The sequence below is a fragment of the Limimaricola sp. AA108-03 genome, from assembly GCF_050847355.1.
In the GTDB taxonomy this organism is placed as follows: domain Bacteria; phylum Pseudomonadota; class Alphaproteobacteria; order Rhodobacterales; family Rhodobacteraceae; genus Limimaricola.
Genome location: NZ_CP193755.1, coordinates 311,281 through 336,327 on the forward strand (window position 1 = coordinate 311,281; position 25,047 = coordinate 336,327).

Genomic DNA, 25,047 nt, shown 5'->3' on the forward strand with positions numbered 1-25,047 from the left:
CTCCGTCAGGCGGCGAGGATGCCGCGCGGGTCGAATGTCTCGCGCAGGCCGCGGGTCAGCGCCTGCACCGCCAGCGGCTCGGGCTGCAGCGTGTGCAGCTTCGCATGGGTTTCCGGGGCGGCGCGCACCAGCGTCGCATGGCCGTCATAGCGGCCGAGCCGCGCCCGCAGGTCGTCTCCCTCCGCGCAGCGCAGCCAGATCAGACCGCCGCCCCAGTCGTAGAGGACCTGCTCGGCCCCGGCGCGGGCCACGAGATCGGCGGCCTGGCTGGGGCGTATCGAGACGCGCCAGACATCGCCGGCGGTACCGTGGAAGGGGGCGACGTCGCGGATGCCGCGCCAATCGGCGCGCACCGCCTCGCGGTCGGCCTCGACCTCCCAGGCGCCGTGCGATGCCAGCCGTTCGGCCAGCGCCCGGCAACGATACTCGACCGAGGGAGCAAAGCCCTCGATCCGCAGCACCGTGCGCGCCCCGCCTTGGGCCTGTGGGTCATGCGCGGCGCCCGACACCTCGAAGGGCGTGCCAAGCGCCTCGGACATCGCCCGTACCGCCGTGGCATCGTCGAGACCGCGGATCACGAGGCTGGCGGCGGTTTCGGTCCCCGGCAGCACCTTGAGCGCGACCTCGGTGATCACGCCCAGCGCGCCGCGGCTTCCCGCGACGAGGCGGGCGAGATCGTAGCCGGTGACGTTCTTCATCACCCGACCGCCATTCTTGACCACCGTGCCCTCGCCATCGACGAAGCGCAGCCCTAGCAGGTGGTCGCGCGCCGCACCGACCTGCATCCGGCGCGGACCCGACACGTTGGCCGCGACGACGCCGCCGATGGTCGGGGCGCCGGTGGTGCCAAGCAGCGCGCGGTGATCCATCGGCTCGAAGGCGAGCCGCTGGTTGGCCTTGGCCAGCGCCGCGTCGATCTCCTCGACCGGCGTGCCCGCCTGTGCCACCAGCGTCAACGCCGCCGGGTCGTGCAGGGTGATGCCCGACAGGGCCGCGGTGGAGAGCGGCGTGCCATCGGGCAGCGGCCCGCGCGTGCCGCCGCCGCGCACCGAGAGCGGACCGGTCGCATCGCGCAGCGCTTCGGCCAGCTCGGCCTCTGATCCGGGGCGGATCATGCCCGGCGTCCTTCGCTGGCCGCCAGCGGAAACACCTTGGCGGGGTTCAGCAGCCATTTGGGGTCGAACACGTCCTTCACCTTCATCTGCGCCTCGAGATCCTCCGGTTCGAACTGCACCGTCATCAGATCGCGCTTTTCCACGCCGACCCCGTGCTCACCGGTCAGGCAGCCGCCCACCTCGACGCAGAGCCGCAGGATGTCGGCGCCCATCTCCTCGCATTTCTCCAGATCGCCTTCCTTGTTCGCGTCGAACAGGATCAGCGGATGCATGTTGCCGTCGCCGGCGTGGAACACGTTGGCGACGCCGAGCCCGTACTGGTCGCTCAGCTCGCCGATGCGCTTGAGCACCTCGGGCAGGGCAGAGACCGGGATCGTGCCGTCGAGGCACATGTAGTCGTTGATCTGGCCCATCGCGCCGAAGGCGGATTTGCGCCCCAGCCAGATCCGCGCCGCCTCGTCGCCGTCCTGCGCCGCGCGGATCTCGACGGGGTCGTGGTCGCGGGCGATCTTCAGGATGGTTTCGAGCTGGTGGTTGATCTCATCGGCCGAGCCCTCGACCTCGACGATCAAGAGCGCCTCGCAATCGGGGTAGCCCGCCTTGGCGAAGGCCTCGCAGGCGCGGATGCAGGGACGGTCCATGTATTCGATGGCCACCGGCAGAACGCCCGCCTTGATGATGTCGGCGACGCAGGCGCCCGCCGCTTCGGCGCTGTCATAGCCCATGAGTACCGGGAGCGCGCCCTCGGGCTTGGGCAGGATGCGCAGCGTCGCCTCGGTGACGACGCCGAGCTGTCCCTCGGAGCCGCAGATCACGCCCAGAAGGTCGAGCCCGCCCGCATCCATATGCGCGCCACCGATCTCGACCACGGTGCCGTCCATCTGCACCATGGTGACGCCGAGCAGGTTGTTGGTGGTCACCCCGTATTTCAGGCAATGCGCGCCGCCGGAATTCATCGCGATGTTGCCCGCGATGGCGCAGGCGAGCTGCGAGGAGGGGTCGGGGGCATAGAAGAAGCCCAGCTCCTCCACCGCGCCGGTGACGCTCAGATTCGTGCGCCCGGTCTGCACCCGGATGATCCGGTCCATGGTGTCGGTCTCGAGCACCCGGTTCATCCGCGACACGCCCAGGATCACGGAATCGGCGGTCGGCAGCGCGCCCCCCGCGAGCGAGGTGCCGGAGCCGCGCGGCACCACCGGCACGTTCTCCTCGTGACAGATCCTGAGCGCCGCCGAGACCTCCTCGGTGGTCGAGGGCAGCACCACGCAAAGCGGCGGGCAGCGGTAGGCGGTGAGCGCGTCGCATTCATAGGCGCGGGTTTCGGAGGGATCATGAATCACGCCCCTCTCGCCCAGCGCCTCGGTCAGGCGCTGCACGACCTGTGCCTTCCGGGCCATGATGCGGGCGTCGGGAGATGGCATCTGCATGGCTCGCGCCTCCAATCACGCAAGGGGTCTTTCCGAGATTGGTAAGGAAATATAACCAAAATCGCCCCATGGCAAGCGCGTAGCAGCGCGGCTAGGTTGCGCGGCATGGATCCGCTCGCCAGCCTGCCGCATCTCACCTTGTTCGATACCCTTGGGCTCGCGCTCCTGGTGGTGGGCTACTGGCTCATCGGCTGGCGCATCGAGCATCCGGGCCGGCGCCCCTCGGTGACGGTGTTGATGGCCGAGCACCGGCGTGAGTGGATGCGCGAATTCGTGTTGCGCGGAAATCGGATCTTCGACGCGACGATCATGGGCAGCTTGCGGCAGGGCACCTCCTTCTTCGCCTCGACCTGCCTACTGGCGGTGGGTGGCGTGCTGGCGCTGATCGGCAATACCGAGCCATTGCAGGGCGTGGCAGAGGGCTTCGGCCAGGAACGCCAGCCGGACGTGCTATGGCAGATCAAGCTGCTGCCGGTGGCGCTGTTGCTGACGCATGCCTTCCTGAAATTCGTCTGGGCCCATCGGATCTTCGGCTATTGCTCGGTGCTGATGGCCTCGGTGCCCAACGCCGCCGAGGACCCGCGCGCTTTGCCGCGCGCGATGCAGGCGGCGGAGCTGAATATCCGCGCGGCGTGGAACTTCAATCGCGGCCTCAGGGCCATGTATTTCGCGCTCGGCGCGCTGGCCTGGTTGCTCGGCGGCTGGGCGCTGATCCTTGCGATGGCGGCGGTGTTGTGGGTGTTGTGGAGCCGGGAGTTCGCCTCGGTTCCGCGCGCGGTGCTTCTGGAACAAAGTTGAGGGGGCTGCTGCCAGCCCTTTGCAGTAAATGGTGCGGTGTAGGGCCCGCGGCGGAGCCGGCATTGCACTATGTCGAAATACTACCCCCGAAGAAATCTAAGGGAGTTGTTCGCAATGGATGCCGAAAAACGGGACACTACTGACGCTGCCATGAGTTGAGAGGGTCCGCAGTATGGAACTGCCTGATCTCGCGCCTGATATGCAATTCGCTCGACTAAGCGACGACGCAGCTGACGTTGCCTTTGCTTTCGAGGCCAAGCGGGCAGCTATGGGCCCACACATCATCAAACGCTGGCCTTGGGTCGAAGCATTCCAGCGAGACTTGCATGAGCGTCAGTATAAGGAGAAACTATTCCTCGAAATAAGGCGCTCGGAGCAAAGACTTGGAGCGCTTTCATTTCATAGGCGACCGGATCACATCCGGTTCGGCGAGTTCTATTTGCTCCCAGAGTACCAAGGCTGTGGAATCGGTTCATCCATTCTCGCACACTCCCTCGCCGTGGCCGATAGCTTGAGCCTACCTGTTAGGCTTGAATATCTGCACTGGAATCCAGTCGGCTCGCTCTATCGTCGACACGGCTTCCAAGAGATCGGTCGCTCAGAAACGCACTGCTTCCTGCAAAGGGAAGTCGGGGGCTTGTGAGCACCATCTATTGCAAAGGGCTGGAGGCTGCCGCCCCCGCCGCTGCCCCCCCGCGCGTATTTGAGAAAGATGAAGCGGAGGGCGTGCCCGTCCCGTTCATCTTTCTTCAAATACGCCAAGCCCGAATTTTCCGACTATCGCCGCGCCTCGCGCAGCCATGCGCCCAGCATCAGCGCCGCCGCCAGCAGTAGCAATGCCCAGGCGGGGACGAGCGGGATCACCGTGAGATCGAGCGTGCGGTAGGCGCCGCGGGGCGTCAGCCCGATCCAGCCGCGCCCCGCGGCCGGTCGACCGGGGCGCACGTCGCGCAGCGCTGGCAACCCGTCCTCCATCGCCACGATGCCGCCGCGCGCTTCCGACACGGTATCCTCCAGCGCCACGGCGCTGGCGATGGTGTCCTCGAACTCGCGCGGCGCGGCCGGGCCGAGCGCGATCACCGCCTCCTGCTCGCCTTCCGACAGGCGGTAGAGCCCCATGCGCGGCGCGCCCCACAGCGCCTCGAAACGACCCGGCTCGACCTCCTCGAGCTCGACCTCGGTTTCGCTGCCATCCGGGGCGGTCACGGTGACGGGGCCGACCTCATCGGCGAGCGAGCGGCGCACGATACGCATGACGAGCCCCGAGGGCTCCGCCCAGAGCGCCTCTTCCTCGAGCTCGGGCTCCTTCATCATCCAGTGCGCGAGACGGCGCAGCAGGTCGAGCTGCGGGCCGCCGCCGTCATAGCCGCGCCCCCAGAGCCAGACCTGGTCCGAGGCCAGAAGCGCGACGCGACCCTCGCCGACCCGATCGAGCGCCAGAAGCGGCCGTTCTCCCGGTCCGGTCAGGGCGATGGTGGCGCTCTGGGTCGGCTCGATCTCGATCTGACGGAACCAGCGGCCCCAATCGGGGGTGAGCGGATCGGCCCCGGCCTCGAGCCACGGATCGGCGAGGCCGGAGGTGACGGGATGGCGCGCTCCCAGTTCGGTCAATTCGGGGCGAAAGGCGCGCTCGACCACGCGGGCGCTGGGCATGCCGGGCAGGACGAAGCCCAGCGGGCTGCGAAAGATGCTGTCGGCGCCCGCATATTCCGGCCCGGCGGTGACCAGCACCGCGCCGCCCTCTTCGACGTAGCGGGCGACGTTGGCGAAGTAGTCGGAGGGCAGGATGCCGCGCCTGCGGTAACGGTCGAAGACGATGAGGTCGAACTCGTCGATCTTCTCGATGAACAGCTCGCGGGTCGGAAAGGCGATCAGCGACAACTCCTCGACCGGCACCCCGTCCTGTTTCTCGGGCGGGCGCAGGATGGTGAAATGCACCAGATCGACCGAGGGGTCGGACTTCAGAAGGTTGCGCCAGGTCCGTTCGCCGGCATAGGGCTCGCCCGAAACCAGAAGCACGCGCAGCCGGTCTCTTACGCCGTTGATCTGCACGACGCTTTCGTTGTTGCGCGCAGTCAGCTCGCCCTCGATCTCCGGCGTGGCGAATTGCAGCACGTTCATGCCGCCATGCGGCAGCGCGACGGGAAGCCGGATGTCACGCCCGAGCGGCACTTCGAAACGCATCGGCTCGCCGCCGTCGATGGCGATGGTAAGCGGCACCGGCCCGGCGCTCCGTGGCGCCGCGCCGCTATCCTCGACCCGCAGGGTCAGCTCCACCTCCTCGCCGAGAATCGCGAAGGCCGGGGCGTTGCGCACCACGACGCGGCGGTCCCAGTCGCTGTCGCGCCCCGACAGCAGCACATGGGCGGGGGCAGGCAGGTCGGGCGCACGGGCGGCGTCGTGCAGCCGCCCGTCGGTCAGCATGACGATGCCCGCGACCCGGCCCGCGGGCTCCTCGGCCAAGGCCTCGGAGAGCGCGGTCATCAGCCTGGTGCCGCCATCCTCCGGCGCGTCGCCGAGGCGCACCACGCGCAACTCGGTGTTCTCGCGTGCGGCGATCCGGCCCTGCAATGCCTCGAGCGCGGCCTCGGTCTGTTCGGCCCGATTCGACAGGGTCTGGCTCGCGCTTTCGTCCACGACGGCGATCACGATGTCCGAGAGCGGCTGGCGCTCTTCGCGCCGCAGCGCCGGGTTGGCGAGGCCCGCCAGCAGAGCGAGCCCGGCGAGCGCCCGCAGCCACCAGCCCGGCAGGCCGCGCCAAAGCGCCAGCGCGACCACGAGAACGGTCAGCGCCGCCAGCGCCCAAAGCGCGGGCCATGGCAGCAGCGGGTCGAAGATCACCGTGCCGTTCACTGGCCAAGCCTCTCGAGCAGCGCCGGCACGTGGACTTGGTCGGATTTGTAGTTGCCGGTGAGCACATGCATCACGAGGTTCACCCCGAAGCGATAGGCCATCTCGCGCTGGCGCTCGCCCGCCATGCCGCGCCCGACCGGGTAGAGCGGCATGCCGATCTCGTCCATCGCCCAGGCCGAGGCCCAGTCATTGCCACCGATCACCACCGGGGTCACGTTGTCGTTGAGGTTGCGGAACGGCATTCCGGGGGTCGGCTCTTCGTCCGGCGCCGCCTCGACCCAGACGTCGCGGCCCTGATGCCGGCCCGGAAAATCCTGCAGCAGGTAGAAGGTGCGCGTGAGCACGTGGTCCTCGGGCACCGGCGAGAGCGGCGGCACGTCGAGAGGGTGGGCGATGGCCTGCAGGCGGCGGCCCTCGGGCGTGGTCGCGCCGAGCCCCGCGATCCCGGCGTCGCGCGTGTCGAAGACGATCATGCCGCCGCCGCGCAGATAGGCGTTGAGCTTGTCATAGGCCGCCCCAGAGGGGATCGGCGTCGCGGCGGTGATCGGCCAGTAGAGCAGGGGGAAGAAGGCCAACTCGTCGGTCTCGGGATCGACCGCCATCGGGGCGGCGGGCTCTACCGAGGTGCGCTGCCACAGCGTTCGACCGAGCCCTTCGAGCCCGGCTCGGGCGATATCGTCCACCGCCGGATCGCCGGACAGGATATGCCCTAGTACGACGGAACCGGTAGCGGCCTGGGCAAAGTCCTCGGCCTGCGGGTCCATCGGTGGTTCGGCGGCGGCGGAACCGGATGGGGGCGTGTTGACCGGCGGCGCGGAGGGGACGGTGCCCTCCTGTGCCTCGGCCGGCGGGACCGGTGCCAGCAGCATTGCCAGCACCACGGATGCGGCCCGCAGGCCGCGCAGCCGGCCGCCGACCAGCAGCGAGGCGACGGCGTCGATGGCCATCAACGCCACGGCCAGTGCCAGCAGCAGCCCGCCGAGCGGTCGTTCCGCCGGACGGTCGAGCCCCTCGACCGCGATGCGGGCGGGCCAGCGGGCCGGCGCGAGCGTGGTGTCGGCACGGGTGACGTTGAGCGCGTAGCGCCCGGCCTCGCCCTCGTAGAGGCCCGGTGGCAATTCGGGACCCAGATCGCCTGTCGCGAGATCCTCGCCCGCCACGGCGGCGCGGGTGTCGGTCCCGGTCAGGCGGCCCTCGGCGTCCATCACCTCGACCGGCTGCCAGGTCGTCCCCGCGAGATCCGCGGCGGCGTCCGCATCGGCCCGGGCCGAGATGGCAAGCCGCTCGAGCATCGACACGAACAGCCCCGACAGCGGCAGCGAGGACCACTCGGCATTGGCGGTGACATGCATCAGCACCACCTGACCGTCGCCGAGCGCTTTGCGGGTGACCAGCGGCGTGCCGTCCGAAAGCTGGGCGATGACGCGGGCGGCCAGATCGGGGCCGGGCTGGGCCACGACCTGCGCGCGCACGGTCACGTCGTCGGGCACGGCGAGGCCATGAAACGGGCTGTCGGCCGCGAAGGGGGCGATGGTCTTGGGCTCGCCCCAGCTCATGCTGCCGCCGACCGAGCGGCCACCGGCGCGCAGCCGCACCGGCATCAGGGGGTCGTCGCCGTCGCGGCCCGCATCCGAGGCGGCGAGTCTGGGCCCGGCGAAGCGCAGCAGCAGCCCGCCATCTTCCACCCATGCCTGCAGCGCCTCGGCCTCGGCGGGCGGCAGGCTGCCGGCATCGGCGAGGACGATCACGTCCGGATTGGCGGGGATCAGCGCCGGCAGGTCGCCCGAGACGAGATCGGCCTGCGGCTCCAGCGCCACGCGCAGGTAATGCAGCGGCGACATCAGCTCGGTGGATTCGCGCGACTCTCGGCTTTCGACGAGGCCGATCTCGCGCCGCCGGAGCGCATCGTCGGTGAGCGCCACCGCGGCGGCGGAGCGCGCGCCATCGATCTCGAAGCGGGTGACGCGGTTGCGCAGCTCCGGCGGCAGCGACAGATCGGCCCGCGCCACCGCATCGCCGGGCGCGAAGTCGAGCGCGGCGGCGGCGAGGCGGCGTTCGATCCCGGCCGGGTCGAGACCATGCGCGGCGACGGTCACGCTCTCGGCGCCGCCGCTGGGCGTGCGCACGGCCTCCAGAGCGATGGCGGTGCCGTCGAGTTGTGGCGGCCGTAACGCCGCGATCCGGCGCGGGGTCTGGATCACCCGGACCGGGCCATGCGCTTCGAGCGCGGTCAGAAGGGTGTCGCGGCTGTCACGGGCGAGGCCGTCGGAGAGCCAGACCGTCTCGAACCGCCCCTCCAGCGTTTCGGCCCAGTCATCGAGCGCGGCCGGATCGGGCTGCCATGGCCGCGGCGCGAGGCCGGGCAGGCTGGCCAGCACCGCTTCGGCGGGGTCGAAGCGCGTCTCGGGCGGCGGATCGGTCAGCGCCACCAAGGCGGCGGGGCGACCGGCGCGGCGCGCCTCGCCCAGCAGCGCTTCGATCCGGGCCCCGCGGGCCGGCCAGTCACGCGCATCGGCCCATGTGGCATCGGCGAGGATCAGCAGCGGACCGCTGCCCGGCGCGGCGCGCTCGGACGGGTTCAGTACCGGCCCCGCGAAGCCGATGATCGCGGCGGCGACGGCAAGGATGCGCAGCAGCAGGAGCCACCAAGGCGTGCGGTCGGACTGGCTTTCGCGGTCGTCGAGACCCAGGAGCAGCACGACGCCCGGAAAACGGCGGCGCAGCGGCGCGGGCGGCACGGCGCGCAGGATCAGCCACAGCACCGGCAACAGCACCAGCCCCGCCAACAGCCAGGGCGAGAGGAAACCGACGGGGCCGAGGCTCCACATCAGCGCCGCTCCAGCGCGGCATAGAGCCACAGCAGCGCCGAGGCGGCGCTGTCGGATGTGCGGTGGGTCGAGAATTGCCAGCCGGTGGCGCGGGCCAGATCGGCCAGCCGGTCGCGACGCTCGGCCAGCCGCTGGAGATAGCGGTCGCGCAGATCGCCGGCCTTCAGGGTCTCGTGGCGCAGCGCGCCCGACATGCTCTCGAAAATGGTGCGGCCATCATAGGGAAACGCCTCTTCGGCGGGGTCGAGCACCTGCAGGAGCGCCCCGCGCACGCCACGGTCTGCCGCGGCGGTGAGCATCGTCTCGACCGGCTCGACCGGCCCGAGGAAATCCGAGACCAGCACCGCCCGGCTTTGCGGCGCGAGGCCTTTCGCCTCGGGAGCACCGTGATCCTCGGCCGTGTCCTGCGACAGGAGTTGCGCCAGCCGCGACAGCTGTCCGCGACCACGGCGCGGCGGTAGCCGCGCATCGGCGAGGCCCACCCGCTCGCCGCCCCGGGTCAGCACCACCGCGATGGCCAGCGCGATGAGCCGGGCGCGGTCGCCCTTGGGAGGCAGCTTCGGCGTCGAGGCAAAGCCCATCGAGGCACCGTCATCGACCCAGAGCGCGACGCTCTGTGCGATCTGCCATTCCTTCTCCTGCACGAAGGCCTGATCTGCCCGGCCCGAGCGGCGCCAGTCGATGGAGCGCGCGGTATCGTGCGGCTGCGCCGCGCGGTATTGCCAGAAATTGCTGCCCGCGCCGGCCCGCCTGCGGCCATGCTCGCCCATCAGCACGGTCTGGGCCAGCTGCTCGGCCTCGGCCAGGAGCGGCGGCAGCGGGCTCGCGAGATCCTCGGCCCGGCCGCGCAGGCCGAGCGGGGCCGTGGTCGTGGCGGGGCTGGCGCTCACGCGGCCGCCTCGGCCCGCGTCACCCTCTCCGCCACGCTCTCGATCAATGCGGGCAGGTTTTCGCCCCGCGCCCGCGCGGCAAAGCCCAGCGCCATGCGGTGCTCCAGCACCGGCACCGCCAGCCGCGTCACGTCCTGCGGCCCCGGCGCGAGGCGGCCGTCGAGCAGCGCCTCGGCGCGCACCGCGAGCATCAGGGCCTGCGCCGCGCGCGGTCCCGGCCCCCAGCTCACCGATTGCCGCAACTCCGGCAGCGCCTCGGGCTCGTCCGGGCGGCAGGCGCGCACCAAGTCGAGGATCAGCTCCATCACGCCTTCGCCCACCGGCATGCGGCGCAGCAGGCGCTGTGCCTCCAGCAGCTCCTGCGCGGTGAAGACCGGCTCGGCCTCGGCTTCCTCGATGCCGGTGGTGGCCAGAAGGATCGCGCGTTCGGTGTCGCGGGTCGGGTAGGGCACGTCGATCTGGAACAGGAACCGGTCGAGCTGCGCCTCGGGCAGCGGGTAGGTGCCCTCCTGCTCCAGCGGGTTCTGCGTGGCGAGAACGTGGAACGGACGACCCAGCGGTCGGTGTTGCCCGGCGATCGTCACCTCGCGCTCCTGCATCGCCTGAAGGAGCGCTGACTGGGTGCGAGGCGAGGCGCGGTTGATCTCGTCGGCCATCAGCAGTTGGCAGAACACCGGGCCTTCGATGAAGCGGAAGGCGCGAGAGCCGTCGGCGCCGGTCTCGAGCACCTCCGAACCGAGGATGTCGGCTGGCATCAGGTCGGGGGTGAACTGGATCCGGCTCTCCGCGAGCCCCATTACCGTCGAGAGGGCGTCGACAAGCCGGGTCTTGCCCAGCCCCGGCAGGCCGACAAGCAGCGCATGGCCGCCGCATAGCAGCGCCGAGAGCGTCAGTTCGACCACGCGTTCCTGCCCGACGAAGCGCCGCGCCACGCTGTCGCGGGCCTGCGCGAGACGGTCGCCGAGGCGCTCGATTTCGGCAAGAAGATCGGCGTCGCTCACCTGCTCTGGCATGACAGCACTCCCGTCCTAGTCTAGCATTGCAGTCCCAGCAGATACCGTGGCGGGTCCGGATGGCAAACACAAAGAACAGTGAGACGACCGAGGCGCCTTCGGCGGAAAACCTCGCATCGGCGGCGAGCCGCGCCGGCGCGCGCGGCCCGGCGCCGGTGCATTTGTGGGATCCGCCCTACTGCGGCGATCTCGACATGCGGATCGCGCGCGACGGCACTTGGTTTCACGAGGGCACGCCGATCGGCCGCGAACGCATGGTCAAGCTCTTCGCCTCGATCCTCAAGCGCGAGGGCGACAGGCACTACCTCGTCACCCCGGTCGAAAAGGTGGGCATCACCGTCGACGACGCGCCCTTCGTCGCGGTCGACGTCGCGCGGGAGGGGGAGGGGCTGCGCTTTACCACCAATCTCGACGAGACGGCGGTGGCGGGGCCCGAGCATCCGATCCGGGTGGTCCGCGACCCGGAAACGGGGGAGCCCGCGCCCTATATCGAGATCCGGTCAGGGCTGGAGGCGTTGATCGACCGCAAGAGCTTCTACCGGCTGGTGGAGCTGGGCGAAACCGCGCCGCATGAGGGCGAGGACTGGTTCGGCGTACGGTCGAACGGCGTGTTCTTCCCGATCATCCCGGCGGCGGAACTTCCCTGACGTGATGGCACGCGGAAGCCCGACGACCGGGCTTCCGCGCCACGCGTTACCAAGGTCACTCGTCAAGACGACGCCACGGGGCCGCATCGGGCGTCATCTCGCATCGTGCCGAAGAACTACGACATTGACGCGACGGCAATGTGCGGCAGGAGGGCCCCTTCGCTAAAGTTCGGGCATCCGCGCGAGGAAGTGGCACGGATGCCCGGCAAGCAGGCGGCATCTGTACGTCGCCATGCCGTCTTCTCGGACGGATCAGATCGAGCTGCAGATGTATTTCATCTCCAGATAGTCGTCGATTCCATGCCGCGAGCCCTCGCGGCCCAGCCCCGACTGCTTGACCCCGCCGAAGGGCGCGACCTCGGTCGAGATGATGCCGGTGTTCACCCCGACGATGCCGTATTCCAGCGCCTCGGCCACCTTGGTCACGCGGCTCAGATCCTTGGCGTAGAAATACGAGGCAAGGCCGAAGATCGTGTCGTTCGCCATCTCGATCACCTCGTCCTCGTCCTCGAAGGCGAAAAGCGGCGCGAAGGGACCGAAGGTTTCCTCATGGGCGACCTTCATCCCCTGTTTCGCCCCGGTGACGACGGTGGGCTGGAAGAACTGGCCGCCGAGATCATGGGCCTCGCCGCCGGTGAGCAGCGTCGCGCCGCGATCGAGCGCGTCCTTCAGGTGTTCGCGCACCTTGTCGATGGCCGAAGGCTCGATCAGCGGTCCGAGATCGGTGCCGTCGGAGAGCCCGTCGCCCACGCGCAGCTTCTCGACCGCGACCTTGAGGCGCTTGGCGAACTCGTCATAGACGCCCTTCTGCACGTAGATCCGGTTGGCGCAGACGCAGGTCTGGCCGTTGTTGCGGAACTTGCACTGGATCGCGCCCTCGACCGCCGCGTCGAGATCGGCGTCGTCGAACACGATGAAGGGCGCGTTGCCGCCCAGTTCCATGGAGCATTTCATGACCTGGTCGGCGGCCTGCCGCAGCAGCGTCCGGCCCACCTCGGTCGAGCCGGTGAAGGTCAGCTTGCGGACCTTAGGGTTCTCGCAGAACTCCTTTCCCACCTCCGAGGAGGAGGTCGAGGTGACCACCGAGAACACGCCCTCGGGCACGCCGGCTTCCTCGGCCAGCACCGCCATGGCGAGCGCCGAGAGCGGGGTGAGCGAGGCGGGGCGGATCACGAAAGAGCAACCGGCGGCCAGCGCCGGGGCGACCTTGCGCGCGATCATCGCGTTGGGGAAGTTCCATGGCGTGATCCCGGCGGCCACCCCGATCGGCTGCCGGATCACGGTGATCCGCTTGTCGGGCATGTGGCCGGGGATGGTCTCGCCATAGACCCGCTTGGCCTCCTCGCCGAACCATTCGACGAAGCTGGCGCCATAGGCGACCTCGCCGCGGCTCTCGGCCAGGGGCTTGCCCTGTTCTGCGGTCATCAGGATCGCCAGATCCTCCTGATGCTCCATCATCAGGTCGTACCAGCGGCGCAGGATCTTGGCGCGGTCCTTGCCGGTCCGGGCGGCCCAAGGTTTCTGGGCCTTATGGGCGATATCGATGGCCTGCGCGATCTCGGCCCGGCTCAGATCGGCGACCGAGGCGAGAACGTCGCCGCGCGCCGGGTTGGTGACGTCGAAGGTCTTGCCGTCCTTGGCGGCGACCCACTTGCCGCCGAGAAAGGCACGGTCGCGAACGAGGTCGGGGCGGCGGAGCAGTGACTTGATGTCGGTGCGGTCGTCGAGCATGACTTTTCCTCCAGGAGTTCGGGCGCATCCTTCACCGCGAGGGTAGGGCGGGTCCAGCCCCCTGACAGGGAGGAACGACATGACCGAGAACCGCACCGGGGCGCATGGGCAGAGCCGTGCCGAGATCGACGAGGCCTATGCCAATGCCAGCCACATTCCCGGCGGCATGGAATACCCCGCGCGCTGGGCCGCCGCCGCCGCCGCCTTCCGCGAGGCGCATCCGCCCCGCGAGATCGCCTATGGTGACGGGGCGCGGCAAAGGCTCGACCTGTTTCGGCCCGAAGGCGAGGCGAAGGGCGCGGTGGTCTTCGTGCATGGCGGTTTCTGGAAGGCGTTCGACAAGAGCGCCTGGTCGCATCTGGCGGCGGGCGCATTGGCGCGGGGCTGGGCCGTGGCGATGCCCTCATACACGCTGGCGCCCGAGGCGCGGATCGGCGCGATGACGCGCGAGATCGAGGCTGCCATCGGCGCGGTGGCCGATGCCGTGCCGGGGCCGCTCAGGCTCACCGGGCATTCGGCGGGTGGGCATCTAGTGGCGCGGATGGCCTGCGCCGATCTCACCCCCGGCTGGCGCGACCGGGTGGGGCGGATCGTGCCGATCTCGCCCCTGTCGGATCTGCGCCCGCTCATGGGGGCCACGATGAACGAGGATCTGCGGCTCGACGAAGAGGAGGCCATGGCCGAGAGCCCGGCATTGCTGGATCAGGTCGATCTGCCGATGACGGTCTGGGTCGGCGCGGCCGAACGTCCCGCCTTCATCGATCAGGCGCGCTGGCTCGCCGAGCGGCGCGACTGCGAATTGGTCGAGGCACCGGACCGGCACCATTTCGACGTGATCGAGGAGCTGGCCGATCCTGCGGCTCCGCTGGTGGACCGGCTGATGCGCTAGGCGCGTCCCCTCGTTCATCTTTCCGAAAATACGCATCGCTCCACCCGCCACCATGCGCCCCGCATCGGAGCCGGAATCCGCGCGGTTGAAGAAAGATGAAGGAGGTCAGGGCCCGAACCGCTCCTGCCAGCAGGGTTGCGGGCCGCCCGGGGCAGCGTGGAAGACGGCGCGGGCGATGGCGCGGGCAAGGCAGGTCGCCGCGGCATGACCGATCCAGAGCGCGTCGCCGACCGGGTCGGCGAGCGGGCGGGCCCCCGTGGCGGCGGCAAAGACCAGATCGCCGTCGAGCGGCGTGTGCGCGGGCAGAAGCGCCCGGGCGATCCCGTCCTGCGCCGCCACCGCCATGCGGCGGCAACCGGGTTTGTCGAGCGCGGCATCGGTGGCGACGATGGCGATGGTGGTGCTCTCCCCCGCGCGAGCCAGCTTGGTGGGTGGCGGCCCCCCGGGTGGCATCGCGAAACCGCGTCCGCCGAACTCGGCGCCGATCTCCCAGGGCGCGGCCCAGAACTCCGCACCGTCGCCGATCGTGGCCGACCCGACCGGGTTCACCGCCACCAGCGCGCCGACCATGTGGCCGCTTTCCAGCATCAGCGAGGCCGAGCCGATGCCACCGCGCAGCGTCGCGGTGGTGGCGCCGTATCCCGCGCCGTGGCTGCCCAGCGCCACATTTTCGCCCGCCGCTTCGAAAGCCGCGCGGCCCAGAGCGGCATAGGGGTTGGCGCTCCAGCCCTTGTCGCCACCATTGCCGAGGTCGAACAGGATCGCGGCGGGGACGATCGGCACGCGCTGCCCCGCCGCCTCGAAGCCGCGCCCGGCGACGCGCAGCGCCTCGGCCACGCCCGAGGCCGCGTCGAGGCCGAAGGCCGATCCGCCCGACAGTACCAGCGCATCGACCGCCTGCACCAGCCGGTCCGGCGCGAGCAGATCGGTCTCCCGTGTGCCAGGCGCGCCGCCCATCACATCGACCGAGGCGGTGAAGGGCGCAGCGCCGGTCAGCACCGTGACGCCCGAGCACAGCGCCGCATCCTGCGACTGGCCGACCAGAAGACCGTCAACATCGGTGATGGCATTGCGCGAACCCGGCCTCATCGCGCCGCGCTCAAGCAGAATTTACCCCGCTTCGTGGCAGGGCCATTCGTACCATGGAGCCTGTCGTGGGACCAAGGTTCTGGCGAAATTGACATATTCCTCCCCCTCGTTCTGATTGCCTCACCCCGGGCGGTGCGCGAACCGGCCTCATTGCGGTTCCGGCCCGTGATGATAGGTTGCCGCGAAACCTTGCGTCAAAGGCTGTCATTGATGATGTCCCATTCTTCCGCGCTGACGCGCCGCCGTCTGCTGACCGGCGCGGCCGCGCTGACCGTGCTTCCCGCCTGCGCCGCGCAGGTCCCGTCCTCCTCCATCGCCACCAGCTCCGAGCAGGAGATCGGTGGCGTGCCGTTGAGTCAGATCGTCGATGGCTACGGGCTGATCGAGGATGCGGGCTACCGCCTGCCGCCGGTGCCGCCGAAATACCTCCAGGGCATGAATCGCCGCGCCTATGTGCCCTATCGGGGCTATGAGCCCGCCGGCACGATCGAGGCCGACCTGCACGCCAAACTGCTCTACTGGATCGAGCCGGGTGGCATGGCCTGGCGCTTTCCCGTCGGCGTCGGCCGGCAGGGCCTGTCGATGAGCTACGACACCACGATCAAGCGCAAGGAGCAGTGGCCGAGCTGGACCCCGACCCAGAACATGCTGCGCCGCGAGCCGGAGATCTACGGCGAGTACCGCAATGGCGTTCCGGGCGGTCTCGCCAACCCGCTGGGCGCGCGCGCGCTCTACCTCTACCAGGGCAACCGCGACACCTATTACCGGATCCACGGCACCAACGACCTCGCCTCGATCGGCAATTCGGGCTCGGCCGGCTGCATCCGCATGTTCAATCACGACGTGATCTTCCTGTTCCCCAAGGTGCCGCTCGGCACCAAGGTGGTGATCCGCGATTACGAGGATTCGGTCGCGATCGAGGGGGCTGCCGTGGCGAACCGGGGCAGCGAGCTGCCGCCGACCTACGTGCCGCCCGAGGAGCTCTACACGGCCGCCGCCGAGAGCGGCCCGCCGCAGTTCGGCACCGCCACGAACGTCGAGAGCTTCGGCTACTGAGATGTGGTGGGGCCTCGTCCTGCCGGCGCTGGGCCTCGGCCTCGCCGGCTGGGCGGTGCCTTTGCTGCTGGCGCGGGTCTGGCCCGAAGGGGTGGGGCCTCTGATCTGGCTCGGGCTGACGGCGACGGTCTTGATGCTGCTCCTGTCGATGGCGCTGTTTCTCGGCCTCTACATGGCGCAGGGCGTGCCGCTGGCCACGCTGGCGCGGCCCGGATTCGGCGCGCTGGCGCTGCACCTGCTTCGGCTCGGCATGGGGGCGGCGCTGATCTGGGGACCGGTGCTGGTGCTGACCATCGCGAGCTTGCCACGGCGCTGGCGACGCGCGACATGGTAGATCACGGGGCGCGGGGCCGAATGCGCCGGGGCCCGACAGGAGAGGGATGAACGCGATGCGCTGGTTCGGCTGGATCTTTTGGGGGGTGGTGCTGGCGCTCGTCGCCGCGCTGCTGCACTACAACCTGCCGCGTCGCGAGATCGTCCGCATCACCGGCGTCGAGATCAAGCTCGAGCGGATCGACCCGAACTCGGTGTTCTGGGCCGCCTCCGAGAACGCCACCACCACCACCGGGCTCGTGGAGCGTGACGTGCGCTTCATCGACACGGTACGCGCCGATGGCGGCGTCATGGTGTTTCGCAACGAGGACACGGGCGGCGGCTGGCCGCCCTACTTCAAGTTCGACAGCGCCAACCTGCAGGCCGAGGCGCGCAACCTCGTCTCCACCGCCGGCGATCCGCAATGGGTCGCGGTGCGTTATTACGGCTGGCGGCTGCCATTGCTCTCGGTCTACCCGAACGCGCTGTCGGTCCGGCCTGTCGAGGGGCCCGATACCCGGTTGATCCCCTGGTTCAACATCGTCTTCCTGACGGTGCTGCTCGCCGTGGTCTGGGCCGTCGGCGTGCGGCTGCGGCGCTGGTCGCGCCGACATGTCTCGCCATGGCTCGACCGGGGCGACCGACGTGTCGCGATCTGGACCGATGCGATTCGCCGCCGCCGCGATGCCCGCGCGGGACGCCGCGACGACAGCTAGCCGGGTTGCACCACGTCGCGCTGGCGAGCGCGGCGGAAGCGCTGCGGCGTCTCGCCATGCGCTTGGCGGAACAGCTTGTGGAAATGCGACAGGTTCGGGACGCCGCATTCGGCGGCGATCTCGGCAAGGCTGTCGGCGCTCCCCAGGAGCCGCCGCGCCGCGTAATCCATGCGCTGCGCGTTGATCCAGTCCGAGGGCGACATGTCGAGAAAGCGCCGCATCGAGCGGCTGACATGCGGATGCGCCTTGCCTGCAACGCGGGCAAAGCCCGAGGCCCCGTCCTGAAACACCTCCGGCGCGCGCGAGGCGGCGCAGGCGCGCGCCAGCCAGTCGGGGGCGCCGCCGGGCAGCGGCGCGGCCTCCTCGGCCAGCCCGCACAACAAGGGCAGCAAGAAGGCTTCGGCGCCGAGCCGGTCGCGCCTGCCCCGCTCGAGCCGCAGCGCGGCGCGGTTCAGCTCGGCCATCTGGCGGCTGTCGCGCGACAGCCGCAGCGGCGCCTTGGCACCGGTCCAGAACAGCCGTCCCGCAAGGTCGGGATACCGCTGTCCGAGTTCTGCGATCAGCTCGGGATGCAGCGTCACCGAGACCAGAAGCGCATCGGCGCCGCGACCCTGCAGCCCGTGCGAATGGCCCGGCGCCACGAAGATCACGTCGCCCTCGACCAGATCCTCGCGCCCCTCGGGCAAATGGTGCCGCACCCGCCCGTTCTGCACCCAGGCCAGTTCGAAGAAGTCGTGCCCGTGCAGCACCGGCCGTCCCGTGCCGAGCATGGCGCGGGTCAGCGCCGCGCAGGCGCCGGGCGGCAGGATGTCCTCATACGACAGGATCAGCGGAGCGGGTTGCATGACGCCACGTTAGCAGGAGCTTCTGCAGATGCGAAAGGCCGGTTGCGCGCCGCGCGTGACGTGCGCGCGATTTCGCGCTAGGGCATGGCGCGACTGCACAGGGAGCCCCGCCGATGACCGCCTTCGACCGCAATCTCAAGATCGCCCCCTCGATCCTCTCCGCCGATTTCGCCGCCTTCGGCGCCGAGGTTCGCGCCATCGAGGCGCAGGGCGCCGATTGGGTCCATGTCGACGTGATGGACGGGCATTTCGTGCCCAACATCACTTTCGGGCCGCAGCTGGTGCGGGCGATCCGGCCGCATGTGACGACGGTGATGGACGTGCATCTGATGATCGCGCCGGTCGATCCCTATATCGACGCCTTCGCCGATGCGGGCGCCGACATCCTCACCGCCCATGTCGAGGCGGGGCCGCATATCCACCGCACGCTTCAGGCGATCCGCGGCGCCGGGATGAAGGCCGGCGTGGCGCTCAACCCGGGCACGCCGGCCGAGGCGGTGGCGCCGCTTCTCGACGACGTGGATCTGGTGCTGGCGATGACCGTCAATCCGGGCTTCGGCGGGCAGAAATTCCTGCATTCGATGCTCGACAAGATCGCGACCCTGCGCGCGATGATCGGCGACCGCGAGATCCATCTCGAGGTCGATGGCGGCGTCGACACCGCCACCGCGCCGCTGGTGGCGCGGGCAGGTGCCGACGCGCTGGTCGCGGGCTCGGCGGTGTTCCGGGGCGGCTCGGTCGAGACGGCCTCGGTCTATGGTGAGAACATCGCCGCGATTCGCGCCGCGGCGCAGGGCTGAGGCGGCGCGCCATGCGTATTTGACGAAAGATGAAGGGGACGGTCGCGCCATCCCCTTCGTCTTTCTCCCGAATACGCGGATGCCCTCGTTTCCGCTGGCGCGAGGGCGGGGTCGTGCGTCCTCAGTCGCCCGCGCTCATCCTCCGGATCGCCTCGACCCCGCTTTCTCCCAGCGGCACCACGGCGAAAGGTCCGCCGAGGCAGCGCTGCGCCCGGTCGGACGGGTCCGGCGTCTTCGTCGGCGGCAGCAGCCGGTCGGCCCAGTCCTCGGCATTGTCCTGCGGGTGGTAGCCGAGGAACGCGACCTTGTGGTTCGACACCGGCGCGCGGCTGTTGGCCGAGACGCCCCAGGCCACGGTGAAGCCGGTAACCGGCGTCGTCACGGAGGCCTCGACCAGTCGCACCAGATCCCCATGGCTCAGCCATGTGTGCAGCGCCCGGGCGTTCTGCGGCTCGGGCGTGCAGGAAAAGATGCGCAGGCAGACTGCCTCGAGACCGCGCTTTTCCCAGAACATCCGGCCCATGTCCTCGGCGAAGCATTTCGACAGGCCGTAGAAGCTGTCGGGCTTGTGCGGCACGTCGGTATCGTGGCCGGCCATCGTCTCCTGCAGCCCCACCGCGTGCACCGAGGAGGCATAGACCACGCGCCGCGCGCCGGCACGATGCGCCGCCTCCCAGACCGTGTAGGCGCCGATGTAGTTCGGGCCGAGCAACTCCTCGAAGGGCCGCTCGTCGGGAATCGCGCCGAAATGCACGACCATCTCGGCGTCCCGCATCAGCGTCTCGATCGCGGGGAGATCGACGAGATCGGCCTGCACGAAGCGCTCGTTCGGCAGGAGCTCGGCCGGAGCCTCGGCGATGTCGGTCGAGAGCAGCTCGTCCGCGAGCTTCGAGAGCGGTTCGCGCAGCTTCGAGCCGAGAGCGCCGCAGGCGCCGGTGAGGACGATCTTCTTCATGGGAGTCTCCTTGGTCGTCGGGTCAGATCACCGCCGCTTCGGTGAGCGCCCGGCCCTCGACGAGGCGCGCCACCGAGAGCGGTGCAAGGTCGAGGCTGCGCCAGCCCCCGTGGATGATGTGCTCGGCGATGCCGCGCCCCACCGCCGGGGCCTGTTGCAGCCCGTGGCCGGAAAAGCCGTTGGCGAAGAGCAGGTTCGCGACCGCCGGATGCGGGCCCAGCAGCGCGTTCTGATCGAGCGTGTTGTAGGCGTAGTGACCGACCCACGAATTGCGCAGCTTCACCCGCTCGAAGGCGGGGATGCGGGCGGCCAGCGCCGGCCAGACGCGGTCCTCCCAGATCGCGTGGTCCATGGCGAAATCACCGGCCTCGCAGGGGCCGTCCGTCTCGGGCGGGCAGCCCGCCATGTAGAGCGCGCCGTCCGAGCGATAATGGATGCCGCAGGGATCGACGGTCAGCGGCAGCTTGCGCGGCAGCCTGTCCTCGGCCTCGAAGATGAAGGTATAGCGCTTGCGCGGCTCGACCGGGATGGCGATGCCGGCCATCGCCGCCACCCGCGCCGCACGCGGCCCGGCGGCGTTCACGACTTGGCCGCAGGCGACGGCGCTGCCGTCGGACAGCTCGACATGGGTGACGCGATCGCCCTTCAGCCGCAGCCCGGTGGCCTCGGCGCGGATTTCCTCGACGCCCATGCGCCGCGCCCGGCGGCGGAACTCCGAGAACATGGTGCCGCCGTCGAAGCAGCCTTCCTCGCCGGGATTGTGACTGCCGAGCAGGATGTCGTCCCACGCCATGAAGGGAAAGGCCGTGCGCAGCTGCGCCGGTGACAGCAGCCGCGTGCCAGCGCCCATCCGCGCCTGCAGCGCCTGCGCCGCGCGCAGCCTGTCGGCCGAGGCCTGATCGGCGGCGAGATAGAGATAACCGAAATCGTCGAGGTGGATCTCGGGCGCGTCCTCGCCCGCGTAATCCCGAAAGGCGCGAATGAACTCCAGCCCGAAGCGGCTGATCGCGACGTTCACCTCGGTACCGAACTGCATGCGAATGCAGGAATTGGTGTGGCTGGTCGAAGCGAACTCGAAGGAGGGATCGCGCTCGACCACGAGGATGCGACCGCCGAATCCCGGATCGCGCGCGAGCCACCATGCCACGGCGCTGCCGATCATCGCGCCGCCGATGATCACCACGTCATATGAGGAATGCGCCGCTGCCATGGGGTGACGCTAGGCCGCTCGGAAGACAAAAGAAAGGGGCCGCTGCGGGCCTCTTTCTTCGAAGCTCGGCAGAGGCCTCAGCCCTTGACCGCCCCCTCCGAGAGTCCCGAGACGAGGTAGCGCTGGGCGATCAGGAACACGATGGTGATCGGCAGGCCCGAGAGGATCGCTGCGGCGGCGAAATCGCCCCAGAGATACTTGAACTCGTTGAGATAGAGCCGCGAGCCGACCGCCAGAGTCATCTGGTCCTCGGAGCGGATCAGCACGCTGGCGATGGGGTAGTCGTTGATCACGCCAATGAAGCTCAGCACGAAAACCACCGCCATGATCGGCACCGCAAGCGGCAGGAAGATGTAGCGGAAGGTCTGCCACGCGCTCGCGCCGTCGATCTCGGCGGCCTTGTCGAGCGCGGTGTCGACGCTGTCGAAATAGCCCTTGATGGTCCAGATATGCAGCGTGATCTGGCTCAGATAGACGAGGATCAGCGCGAGGTGGCTGTTGATCCCGAGCGCGGGCGTCACCTCGCCCAGCGCGTCGAAGATCGCGAAGATCGCCACCAGCGCCAGCGTCGTCGGGAACATCTGGATCAGGAACAGCCCGTCGAGCAGGCCCTGCTTGCCACGGATGCGGATCCGGCTGAAGGCATAGGCCGAGATGGTCGAGAGCGCGAGCACGCCCGCGGAGGCGATCAGCCCGATCTTGATCGAGTTCCACATCCACAACAGCACCGGGTAGGGCGGCGCGACCACGGTGCCGTCGGAGCGGGTGTAGTCGAGCCCGAAGGCGAGATACCAGTGCTCCAACGTCGGGTTCTCGGGCCAGAGCGACCCGGTGGCGAAGTTGCCCTCCCGGAAGCTGATCGAGACGATCATGAAGAACGGGAACAGGATCAGCGCCAGGAAGATCAGCATGAAGCCATGCGCGGCGATCTTCTTGAGCGCCAGGTCACGCGGGCGTTCGACGATCATCGGCCGGACCTCTTGGCTGCGGCGCGGCGCATGGCCACGAAGTTGGCATAGGAGATGGCGGCCACGACGAGGAAGATCAGCAGCGTGATCGCCCCCGCGAGGCCGAATTGCTGGCCCGAATCCTGAAAGGCGAGGCGATAGGTGAAGGAGGCGAGGATATCGGTCTCGCCCGCCGGGATCACCGTGCCGGGGATGTCGGGCCCGCCGCGCGTCAGCAGCAGGATCAGCACGAGGTTGTTGAAGTTGAAGGCGAAGGCCGCGATCAGCAGCGGCAGAAAGGGCGGGATGATCTGCGGCAGGGTGATGGTGAAGAACACCCGCAAGCTGGACGCCCCTTCCAGAGCGGCGGCCTTCTTGTGATCCTGCGGCACGGCCTGAAGAAAGCCCATCGCCAGCAGCATCATGTAGGGATAGCCCAGCCAGATATTGACGAAGAGGATCATCGCCCGGGCGAGATTGCCGTCGGTGAACCAGTCGGGGCGGATGCCGAACAGCGCCTCGAGGATCAGGTTGATCTCTCCGAAATTCTGGTTGAACAGCCCGCGAAACACGAGGATCGAGATGAAGCCCGGCACCGCGTAGGGCAGGATCAACAGGATCCGGTACAGCGTCTTGAAACGCAGATGCTCCCACTGGAGGATCACCGCCAGCAACAGCCCCACGGCGAAGACGCCCGCCACCGACAGCGCCGCGAAGGCGAAGGTCCAGGCGAAGATCGACAGCATCGGGCCGCGTACGCCCTTGGATTCGAGGATGCGCTTGAAATTGTCGAAGCCGACGCCCACGCGCCAGCCCGGCGGCACCGGCTCGCCATCCGGCGTCTCGAAGAAACCGGTGTCGTGATTGGCGGTGAGGACGAGCCCGTCCGAGCTGCGGGTCAGCATGTCCTCGCCGCTGCGCACGAAGTCGGGCGTGACGCTGGCGAAGGTCCTGAGCCCGGCATTGCGCAGGTCGATCTCGTCGGGGGTGGTCAGGGTCAGGCTCTGCAGACCCGCGCGCAGCTTGATCGCCTCCCGGGGGCTGAGCAGGTCGAACGGCGGCTCGGCAGGCGCAAGCGTCACCGCCTCCTCCTCGACCGCCAGCGTCACCGGCTCGGAGAGCAGCCCGCTTTCGGGCAGCCAGATGCGGTGGCCGTCGCCATCGCGGGCCACCGTGAAAGGCTGTTCGGTCTCTGGATCGACCGTGCCGCGCGAGGTCAGCACCTCGATCGTTCGCTCGTAGGACAGCAGGTTGAACGAGGAGTAGTTCGTGAAGCCGAGCCAGATCGTGTAGGCGACCGGGAAGGCGATGAAGACCAGCACCGCCGCGACGCCGGGAAAGATGAAACGTGCGCCGTAGAAGCGGTTGGCACCGAAGATCACCACGAAGCCGGTGGCCACCGCGAGCAGGATCGCGCCGAAGAGCGGCTGCGCGATCTGATAGAGGAAGAAGGCGCCGTAGAGCATCGCCACGCCCAGCACCGCCACGACGGCCAGGCGCAGCCAGGGCCGGGTTTCGATATGCGTCTCGGACGGGCCGGGGCCCGCATCGGCGATGGTCATGTCGGTGATCCCTCCCGGAGCACGCCGCGTCCTTGGCCCTTGGGCTGCCCCGGCGGCGACGGGGCAGGGGGCCGGGGCGACGATGCCGCCCCGGGCTTGGCGCTTATTCGCCCTTGATCCGGGCGGCGGCGTCGTCGAGCGCCGCCTGCGGCTCCTGCGCGCCGTTGGTGATATTGGTCAGCGCCGGCTGCATCGCGGCCCAGAACGCGCCCATCTCGGGGTTCGAGGGCATCGGGATGCCGTCCTTGGCGACGTCGAGCATGGCGCTCACCTTCTCGTCGTCCTGCGCCGCGGCGGCCGACTGGTCGGCCAGCGCACCCAGCGCACCGCTCTCGTTCCAGACGCTCAGCCCCTCGTCGGTGAGCAGGTAGCTTTCGATGAACTCCTGCGCGAGGTCGAGATTGGGCGAGGCGGCGTTCAGGGCCAGCGCCTGCACCCCAAGGAAGGGCGGGGCCAGCTCGCCATCGACCTTGGGCAGCGGCGCCACGCCGAAATCGATGCCCGATCCGGCGAGGTTGGCCCAGGCCCACGGCCCGTTGATGACCATGGCGACCTCGCCATTGTTCATCGCGCCTTCCATGACGCCGTAATCGACGCCCTTGGGCATGACGCCGTCCTCGATCAGCGAGGCCAGCACCTCGGCGCCCTCGACCGCGCCCTCGGTGTTCACGCCCGAGGTCGCACCGTCATAGGAGCCTTCGACCTTCTGGAAGGCGAAGCCGCCATTGGCCGCGAGCATCGGGAAGGTGAAATAGGTGTTGTTGTAGTCCCACAGGATCGGCGCCACGCCCTCGGGCAACTCCATCGCCGCGATCTCCGAGAAATCGGCGGGCGGGGTGTCGACGTATTCCTTGTTGTAGATCAGGTGCGCGGCCTCGACCGCGACCGGGTAGCCCCATGTGGCGCCGTCGAAGGTCACGGCCTCTATCGCGGCGGGCAGGATGCCGTCGGTGAAATCGGCGCCAGGGGTCACGGGGGCGATGATGCCGCCCGTGGACCATTCGCCGAGGCGGTCATGCGCGTGCATCACGATGTCCGGCCCGTCACCGGTGGCGGCGGCCTGCTGGAACTTCTCGGGCAGCGGCTCGACCACGGCCACCTCGACCGGTACGCCGAACTCCTCCTCGAAGGTCTTGCCGATCTCGCGCAGCGCGTCGGGGGCGCGGTTGTCGCCGGTCCAGATCAGCAGCTTGCCATCCTCGAAGGCCAGCGCCGGCGCGGCCGACAGCATCAACAGCGCCACGGCGCCGAGGGTCTTGGTCTTGGTCATGTCATCCTCCCAGATCGTCCCGCCGCCGGGTCCTCCCCACGGCGCGATTCGCGGCACGATAGCAAAGCGGCCGGTTTTCTCAAACCGCTTTGAG

22 protein-coding genes are annotated in these 25,047 nt (G+C 69.2%); 8 read left to right on the plus strand and 14 right to left on the minus strand.

Going from position 1 to position 25,047, the window contains the following annotated elements; translation table 11 throughout:
• Positions 1-5: 5 nt before the first annotated feature.
• Together ACRAQ3_RS01650 and ACRAQ3_RS01655 are read right to left on the minus strand one after the other, a co-directional pair.
• Complete coding sequence (locus tag ACRAQ3_RS01650; RefSeq protein WP_432255425.1) at positions 6-1,115, minus strand: FAD-binding protein; 1,110 nt, start codon at positions 1,113-1,115, stop codon at positions 6-8.
• Positions 1,112-2,542: an FAD-linked oxidase C-terminal domain-containing protein gene (locus ACRAQ3_RS01655; RefSeq protein WP_269397666.1), complete on the minus strand. Its 1,431-nt coding sequence runs from the start codon at positions 2,540-2,542 to the stop codon at positions 1,112-1,114. Before ACRAQ3_RS01655 ends, ACRAQ3_RS01650 begins: the two co-directional genes overlap by 4 nt.
• 105 nt (positions 2,543-2,647) lie before the next feature.
• Between ACRAQ3_RS01655 and ACRAQ3_RS01660 the strand changes: the two genes are divergently transcribed.
• Both ACRAQ3_RS01660 and ACRAQ3_RS01665 read left to right on the plus strand, forming a co-directional pair.
• Positions 2,648-3,340 carry a DUF599 domain-containing protein gene (locus ACRAQ3_RS01660; protein ID WP_432255426.1) on the plus strand — a complete coding sequence of 231 codons (693 nt, stop codon included), beginning with the start codon at positions 2,648-2,650 and terminating at the stop codon, positions 3,338-3,340.
• A gap of 172 nt (positions 3,341-3,512) precedes the next feature.
• Positions 3,513-3,983: a GNAT family N-acetyltransferase gene (locus ACRAQ3_RS01665; RefSeq protein ID WP_432255427.1), complete on the plus strand. Its 471-nt coding sequence runs from the start codon at positions 3,513-3,515 to the stop codon at positions 3,981-3,983.
• Positions 3,984-4,117: 134 nt separating this feature from the next.
• On the opposite strand, the gene ACRAQ3_RS01670 is transcribed toward ACRAQ3_RS01665, so the two are convergent.
• Genes ACRAQ3_RS01670 through ACRAQ3_RS01685 form a run of 4 tightly spaced genes read right to left on the minus strand, consistent with a single transcriptional unit; the run spans position 4,118 to position 10,924 of the window.
• Positions 4,118-6,193 (minus strand): hypothetical protein, encoded by a 2,076-nt coding sequence (locus ACRAQ3_RS01670; RefSeq protein ID WP_432255428.1) that lies wholly within the window; start codon positions 6,191-6,193, stop codon positions 4,118-4,120.
• Positions 6,190-9,021 (minus strand): DUF4159 domain-containing protein, encoded by a 2,832-nt coding sequence (locus ACRAQ3_RS01675; RefSeq protein ID WP_432255429.1) that lies wholly within the window; start codon positions 9,019-9,021, stop codon positions 6,190-6,192. The genes ACRAQ3_RS01670 and ACRAQ3_RS01675 overlap by 4 nt, the downstream gene beginning before the upstream one ends.
• Positions 9,021-9,911, minus strand: a complete 891-nt coding sequence (locus ACRAQ3_RS01680) for a DUF58 domain-containing protein (RefSeq protein ID WP_432255430.1) — start codon at positions 9,909-9,911, stop codon at positions 9,021-9,023. Before ACRAQ3_RS01680 ends, ACRAQ3_RS01675 begins: the two co-directional genes overlap by 1 nt.
• A complete protein-coding gene (locus ACRAQ3_RS01685; protein WP_432255431.1) occupies positions 9,908-10,924 on the minus strand; it encodes an AAA family ATPase in 1,017 nt (338 codons plus the stop codon). Before ACRAQ3_RS01685 ends, ACRAQ3_RS01680 begins: the two co-directional genes overlap by 4 nt.
• Positions 10,925-10,983: 59 nt before the next feature.
• Between ACRAQ3_RS01685 and ACRAQ3_RS01690 the strand changes: the two genes are divergently transcribed.
• Positions 10,984-11,571 carry a DUF1285 domain-containing protein gene (locus tag ACRAQ3_RS01690; protein WP_432255432.1) on the plus strand — a complete coding sequence of 196 codons (588 nt, stop codon included), beginning with the start codon at positions 10,984-10,986 and terminating at the stop codon, positions 11,569-11,571.
• Between the two features lie 252 nt (positions 11,572-11,823).
• Here the strand turns inward: ACRAQ3_RS01690 and ACRAQ3_RS01695 are convergent, their stop codons facing one another.
• On the minus strand, positions 11,824-13,302 hold the full coding sequence (locus ACRAQ3_RS01695; RefSeq protein WP_432255433.1) for an NAD-dependent succinate-semialdehyde dehydrogenase: 1,479 nt from the start codon (positions 13,300-13,302) through the stop codon (positions 11,824-11,826).
• Between the two features lie 79 nt (positions 13,303-13,381).
• On the opposite strand from ACRAQ3_RS01695, the gene ACRAQ3_RS01700 reads away from it, so the two are divergent.
• On the plus strand, positions 13,382-14,191 hold the full coding sequence (locus tag ACRAQ3_RS01700; RefSeq protein ID WP_432255434.1) for an alpha/beta hydrolase: 810 nt from the start codon (positions 13,382-13,384) through the stop codon (positions 14,189-14,191).
• A 105-nt stretch (positions 14,192-14,296) separates the two neighbouring features.
• Here ACRAQ3_RS01700 and ACRAQ3_RS01705 read toward each other — a convergent pair whose 3' ends face one another.
• Entirely contained in the window at positions 14,297-15,280 is a 984-nt protein-coding gene (locus ACRAQ3_RS01705) for a P1 family peptidase (protein ID WP_432255435.1), read from the minus strand.
• A 213-nt stretch (positions 15,281-15,493) separates the two neighbouring features.
• Here ACRAQ3_RS01705 and ACRAQ3_RS01710 point away from each other — a divergent pair, with 213 nt between their 5' ends.
• The 3 genes from ACRAQ3_RS01710 to ACRAQ3_RS01720 are packed head-to-tail and all read left to right on the plus strand — an operon-like array spanning position 15,494 to position 17,364.
• Entirely contained in the window at positions 15,494-16,336 is an 843-nt protein-coding gene (locus tag ACRAQ3_RS01710; RefSeq protein WP_269397676.1) for a L,D-transpeptidase, read from the plus strand.
• A gap of 1 nt (position 16,337) precedes the next feature.
• Positions 16,338-16,670, plus strand: coding sequence for a hypothetical protein (locus ACRAQ3_RS01715; RefSeq protein ID WP_432255436.1), 333 nt, complete (start codon positions 16,338-16,340; stop codon positions 16,668-16,670).
• Between the two features lie 46 nt (positions 16,671-16,716).
• Positions 16,717-17,364: a DUF1523 family protein gene (locus ACRAQ3_RS01720; protein ID WP_432255437.1), complete on the plus strand. Its 648-nt coding sequence runs from the start codon at positions 16,717-16,719 to the stop codon at positions 17,362-17,364.
• Here the strand turns inward: ACRAQ3_RS01720 and ACRAQ3_RS01725 are convergent.
• A complete protein-coding gene (locus ACRAQ3_RS01725; protein WP_432255438.1) occupies positions 17,361-18,209 on the minus strand; it encodes an AraC family transcriptional regulator in 849 nt (282 codons plus the stop codon). The two genes, ACRAQ3_RS01720 and ACRAQ3_RS01725, sit on opposite strands and share 4 nt — an antisense overlap.
• Positions 18,210-18,322: 113 nt before the next feature.
• On the opposite strand from ACRAQ3_RS01725, the gene rpe reads away from it, so the two are divergent.
• Positions 18,323-19,009, plus strand: coding sequence for a ribulose-phosphate 3-epimerase (gene rpe / locus ACRAQ3_RS01730; protein ID WP_269397680.1), 687 nt, complete (start codon positions 18,323-18,325; stop codon positions 19,007-19,009).
• A gap of 121 nt (positions 19,010-19,130) precedes the next feature.
• Here the strand turns inward: rpe and ACRAQ3_RS01735 are convergent, their stop codons facing one another.
• From ACRAQ3_RS01735 to malE, 5 genes are all read right to left on the minus strand, one after another.
• The gene (locus ACRAQ3_RS01735; RefSeq protein ID WP_432255439.1) at positions 19,131-19,964 is read right to left on the minus strand and encodes an NAD-dependent epimerase/dehydratase family protein; all 834 of its coding nucleotides are present in this window, start codon (positions 19,962-19,964) and stop codon (positions 19,131-19,133) included.
• Positions 19,965-19,986: 22 nt separating this feature from the next.
• A complete protein-coding gene (locus ACRAQ3_RS01740; RefSeq protein WP_432255440.1) occupies positions 19,987-21,174 on the minus strand; it encodes an NAD(P)/FAD-dependent oxidoreductase in 1,188 nt (395 codons plus the stop codon).
• A 77-nt stretch (positions 21,175-21,251) separates the two neighbouring features.
• On the minus strand, positions 21,252-22,142 hold the full coding sequence (malG, locus tag ACRAQ3_RS01745; RefSeq protein ID WP_432255441.1) for a maltose ABC transporter permease MalG: 891 nt from the start codon (positions 22,140-22,142) through the stop codon (positions 21,252-21,254).
• On the minus strand, positions 22,139-23,683 hold the full coding sequence (gene malF / locus ACRAQ3_RS01750; RefSeq protein ID WP_432255442.1) for a maltose ABC transporter permease MalF: 1,545 nt from the start codon (positions 23,681-23,683) through the stop codon (positions 22,139-22,141). The genes malG and malF overlap by 4 nt, the downstream gene beginning before the upstream one ends.
• 103 nt (positions 23,684-23,786) lie before the next feature.
• Positions 23,787-24,953 carry a maltose/maltodextrin ABC transporter substrate-binding protein MalE gene (gene malE / locus ACRAQ3_RS01755; RefSeq protein ID WP_432255443.1) on the minus strand — a complete coding sequence of 389 codons (1,167 nt, stop codon included), beginning with the start codon at positions 24,951-24,953 and terminating at the stop codon, positions 23,787-23,789.
• Positions 24,954-25,047 lie beyond the last annotated feature (94 nt).

Excerpts from the sequence above, each read along its gene's own strand:
- ACRAQ3_RS01675 (WP_432255429.1), bottom strand. The coding sequence starts at position 9,021 with ATGTGGAGCCTCGGCCCCGTCGGTTTCCTCTCGCCCTGGCTGTTGGCG.
- malE (WP_432255443.1), bottom strand. The coding sequence starts at position 24,953 with ATGACCAAGACCAAGACCCTCGGCGCCGTGGCGCTGTTGATGCTGTCG.
- ACRAQ3_RS01705 (WP_432255435.1), bottom strand. The coding sequence starts at position 15,280 with ATGAGGCCGGGTTCGCGCAATGCCATCACCGATGTTGACGGTCTTCTG.
- ACRAQ3_RS01650 (WP_432255425.1), bottom strand. The coding sequence starts at position 1,115 with ATGATCCGCCCCGGATCAGAGGCCGAGCTGGCCGAAGCGCTGCGCGAT.
- ACRAQ3_RS01740 (WP_432255440.1), bottom strand. The coding sequence starts at position 21,174 with ATGGCAGCGGCGCATTCCTCATATGACGTGGTGATCATCGGCGGCGCG.
- ACRAQ3_RS01720 (WP_432255437.1), top strand. The coding sequence starts at position 16,717 with ATGAACGCGATGCGCTGGTTCGGCTGGATCTTTTGGGGGGTGGTGCTG.
- ACRAQ3_RS01715 (WP_432255436.1), top strand. The coding sequence starts at position 16,338 with ATGTGGTGGGGCCTCGTCCTGCCGGCGCTGGGCCTCGGCCTCGCCGGC.
- rpe (WP_269397680.1), top strand. The coding sequence starts at position 18,323 with ATGACCGCCTTCGACCGCAATCTCAAGATCGCCCCCTCGATCCTCTCC.
- ACRAQ3_RS01700 (WP_432255434.1), top strand. The coding sequence starts at position 13,382 with ATGACCGAGAACCGCACCGGGGCGCATGGGCAGAGCCGTGCCGAGATC.
- ACRAQ3_RS01710 (WP_269397676.1), top strand. The coding sequence starts at position 15,494 with ATGTCCCATTCTTCCGCGCTGACGCGCCGCCGTCTGCTGACCGGCGCG.
- ACRAQ3_RS01695 (WP_432255433.1), bottom strand. The coding sequence starts at position 13,302 with ATGCTCGACGACCGCACCGACATCAAGTCACTGCTCCGCCGCCCCGAC.
- ACRAQ3_RS01660 (WP_432255426.1), top strand. The coding sequence starts at position 2,648 with ATGGATCCGCTCGCCAGCCTGCCGCATCTCACCTTGTTCGATACCCTT.
- ACRAQ3_RS01735 (WP_432255439.1), bottom strand. The coding sequence starts at position 19,964 with ATGAAGAAGATCGTCCTCACCGGCGCCTGCGGCGCTCTCGGCTCGAAG.
- ACRAQ3_RS01685 (WP_432255431.1), bottom strand. The coding sequence starts at position 10,924 with ATGCCAGAGCAGGTGAGCGACGCCGATCTTCTTGCCGAAATCGAGCGC.
- ACRAQ3_RS01655 (WP_269397666.1), bottom strand. The coding sequence starts at position 2,542 with ATGCAGATGCCATCTCCCGACGCCCGCATCATGGCCCGGAAGGCACAG.
- ACRAQ3_RS01690 (WP_432255432.1), top strand. The coding sequence starts at position 10,984 with ATGGCAAACACAAAGAACAGTGAGACGACCGAGGCGCCTTCGGCGGAA.
- malG (WP_432255441.1), bottom strand. The coding sequence starts at position 22,142 with ATGATCGTCGAACGCCCGCGTGACCTGGCGCTCAAGAAGATCGCCGCG.
- malF (WP_432255442.1), bottom strand. The coding sequence starts at position 23,683 with ATGACCATCGCCGATGCGGGCCCCGGCCCGTCCGAGACGCATATCGAA.
- ACRAQ3_RS01665 (WP_432255427.1), top strand. The coding sequence starts at position 3,513 with ATGGAACTGCCTGATCTCGCGCCTGATATGCAATTCGCTCGACTAAGC.
- ACRAQ3_RS01725 (WP_432255438.1), bottom strand. The coding sequence starts at position 18,209 with ATGCAACCCGCTCCGCTGATCCTGTCGTATGAGGACATCCTGCCGCCC.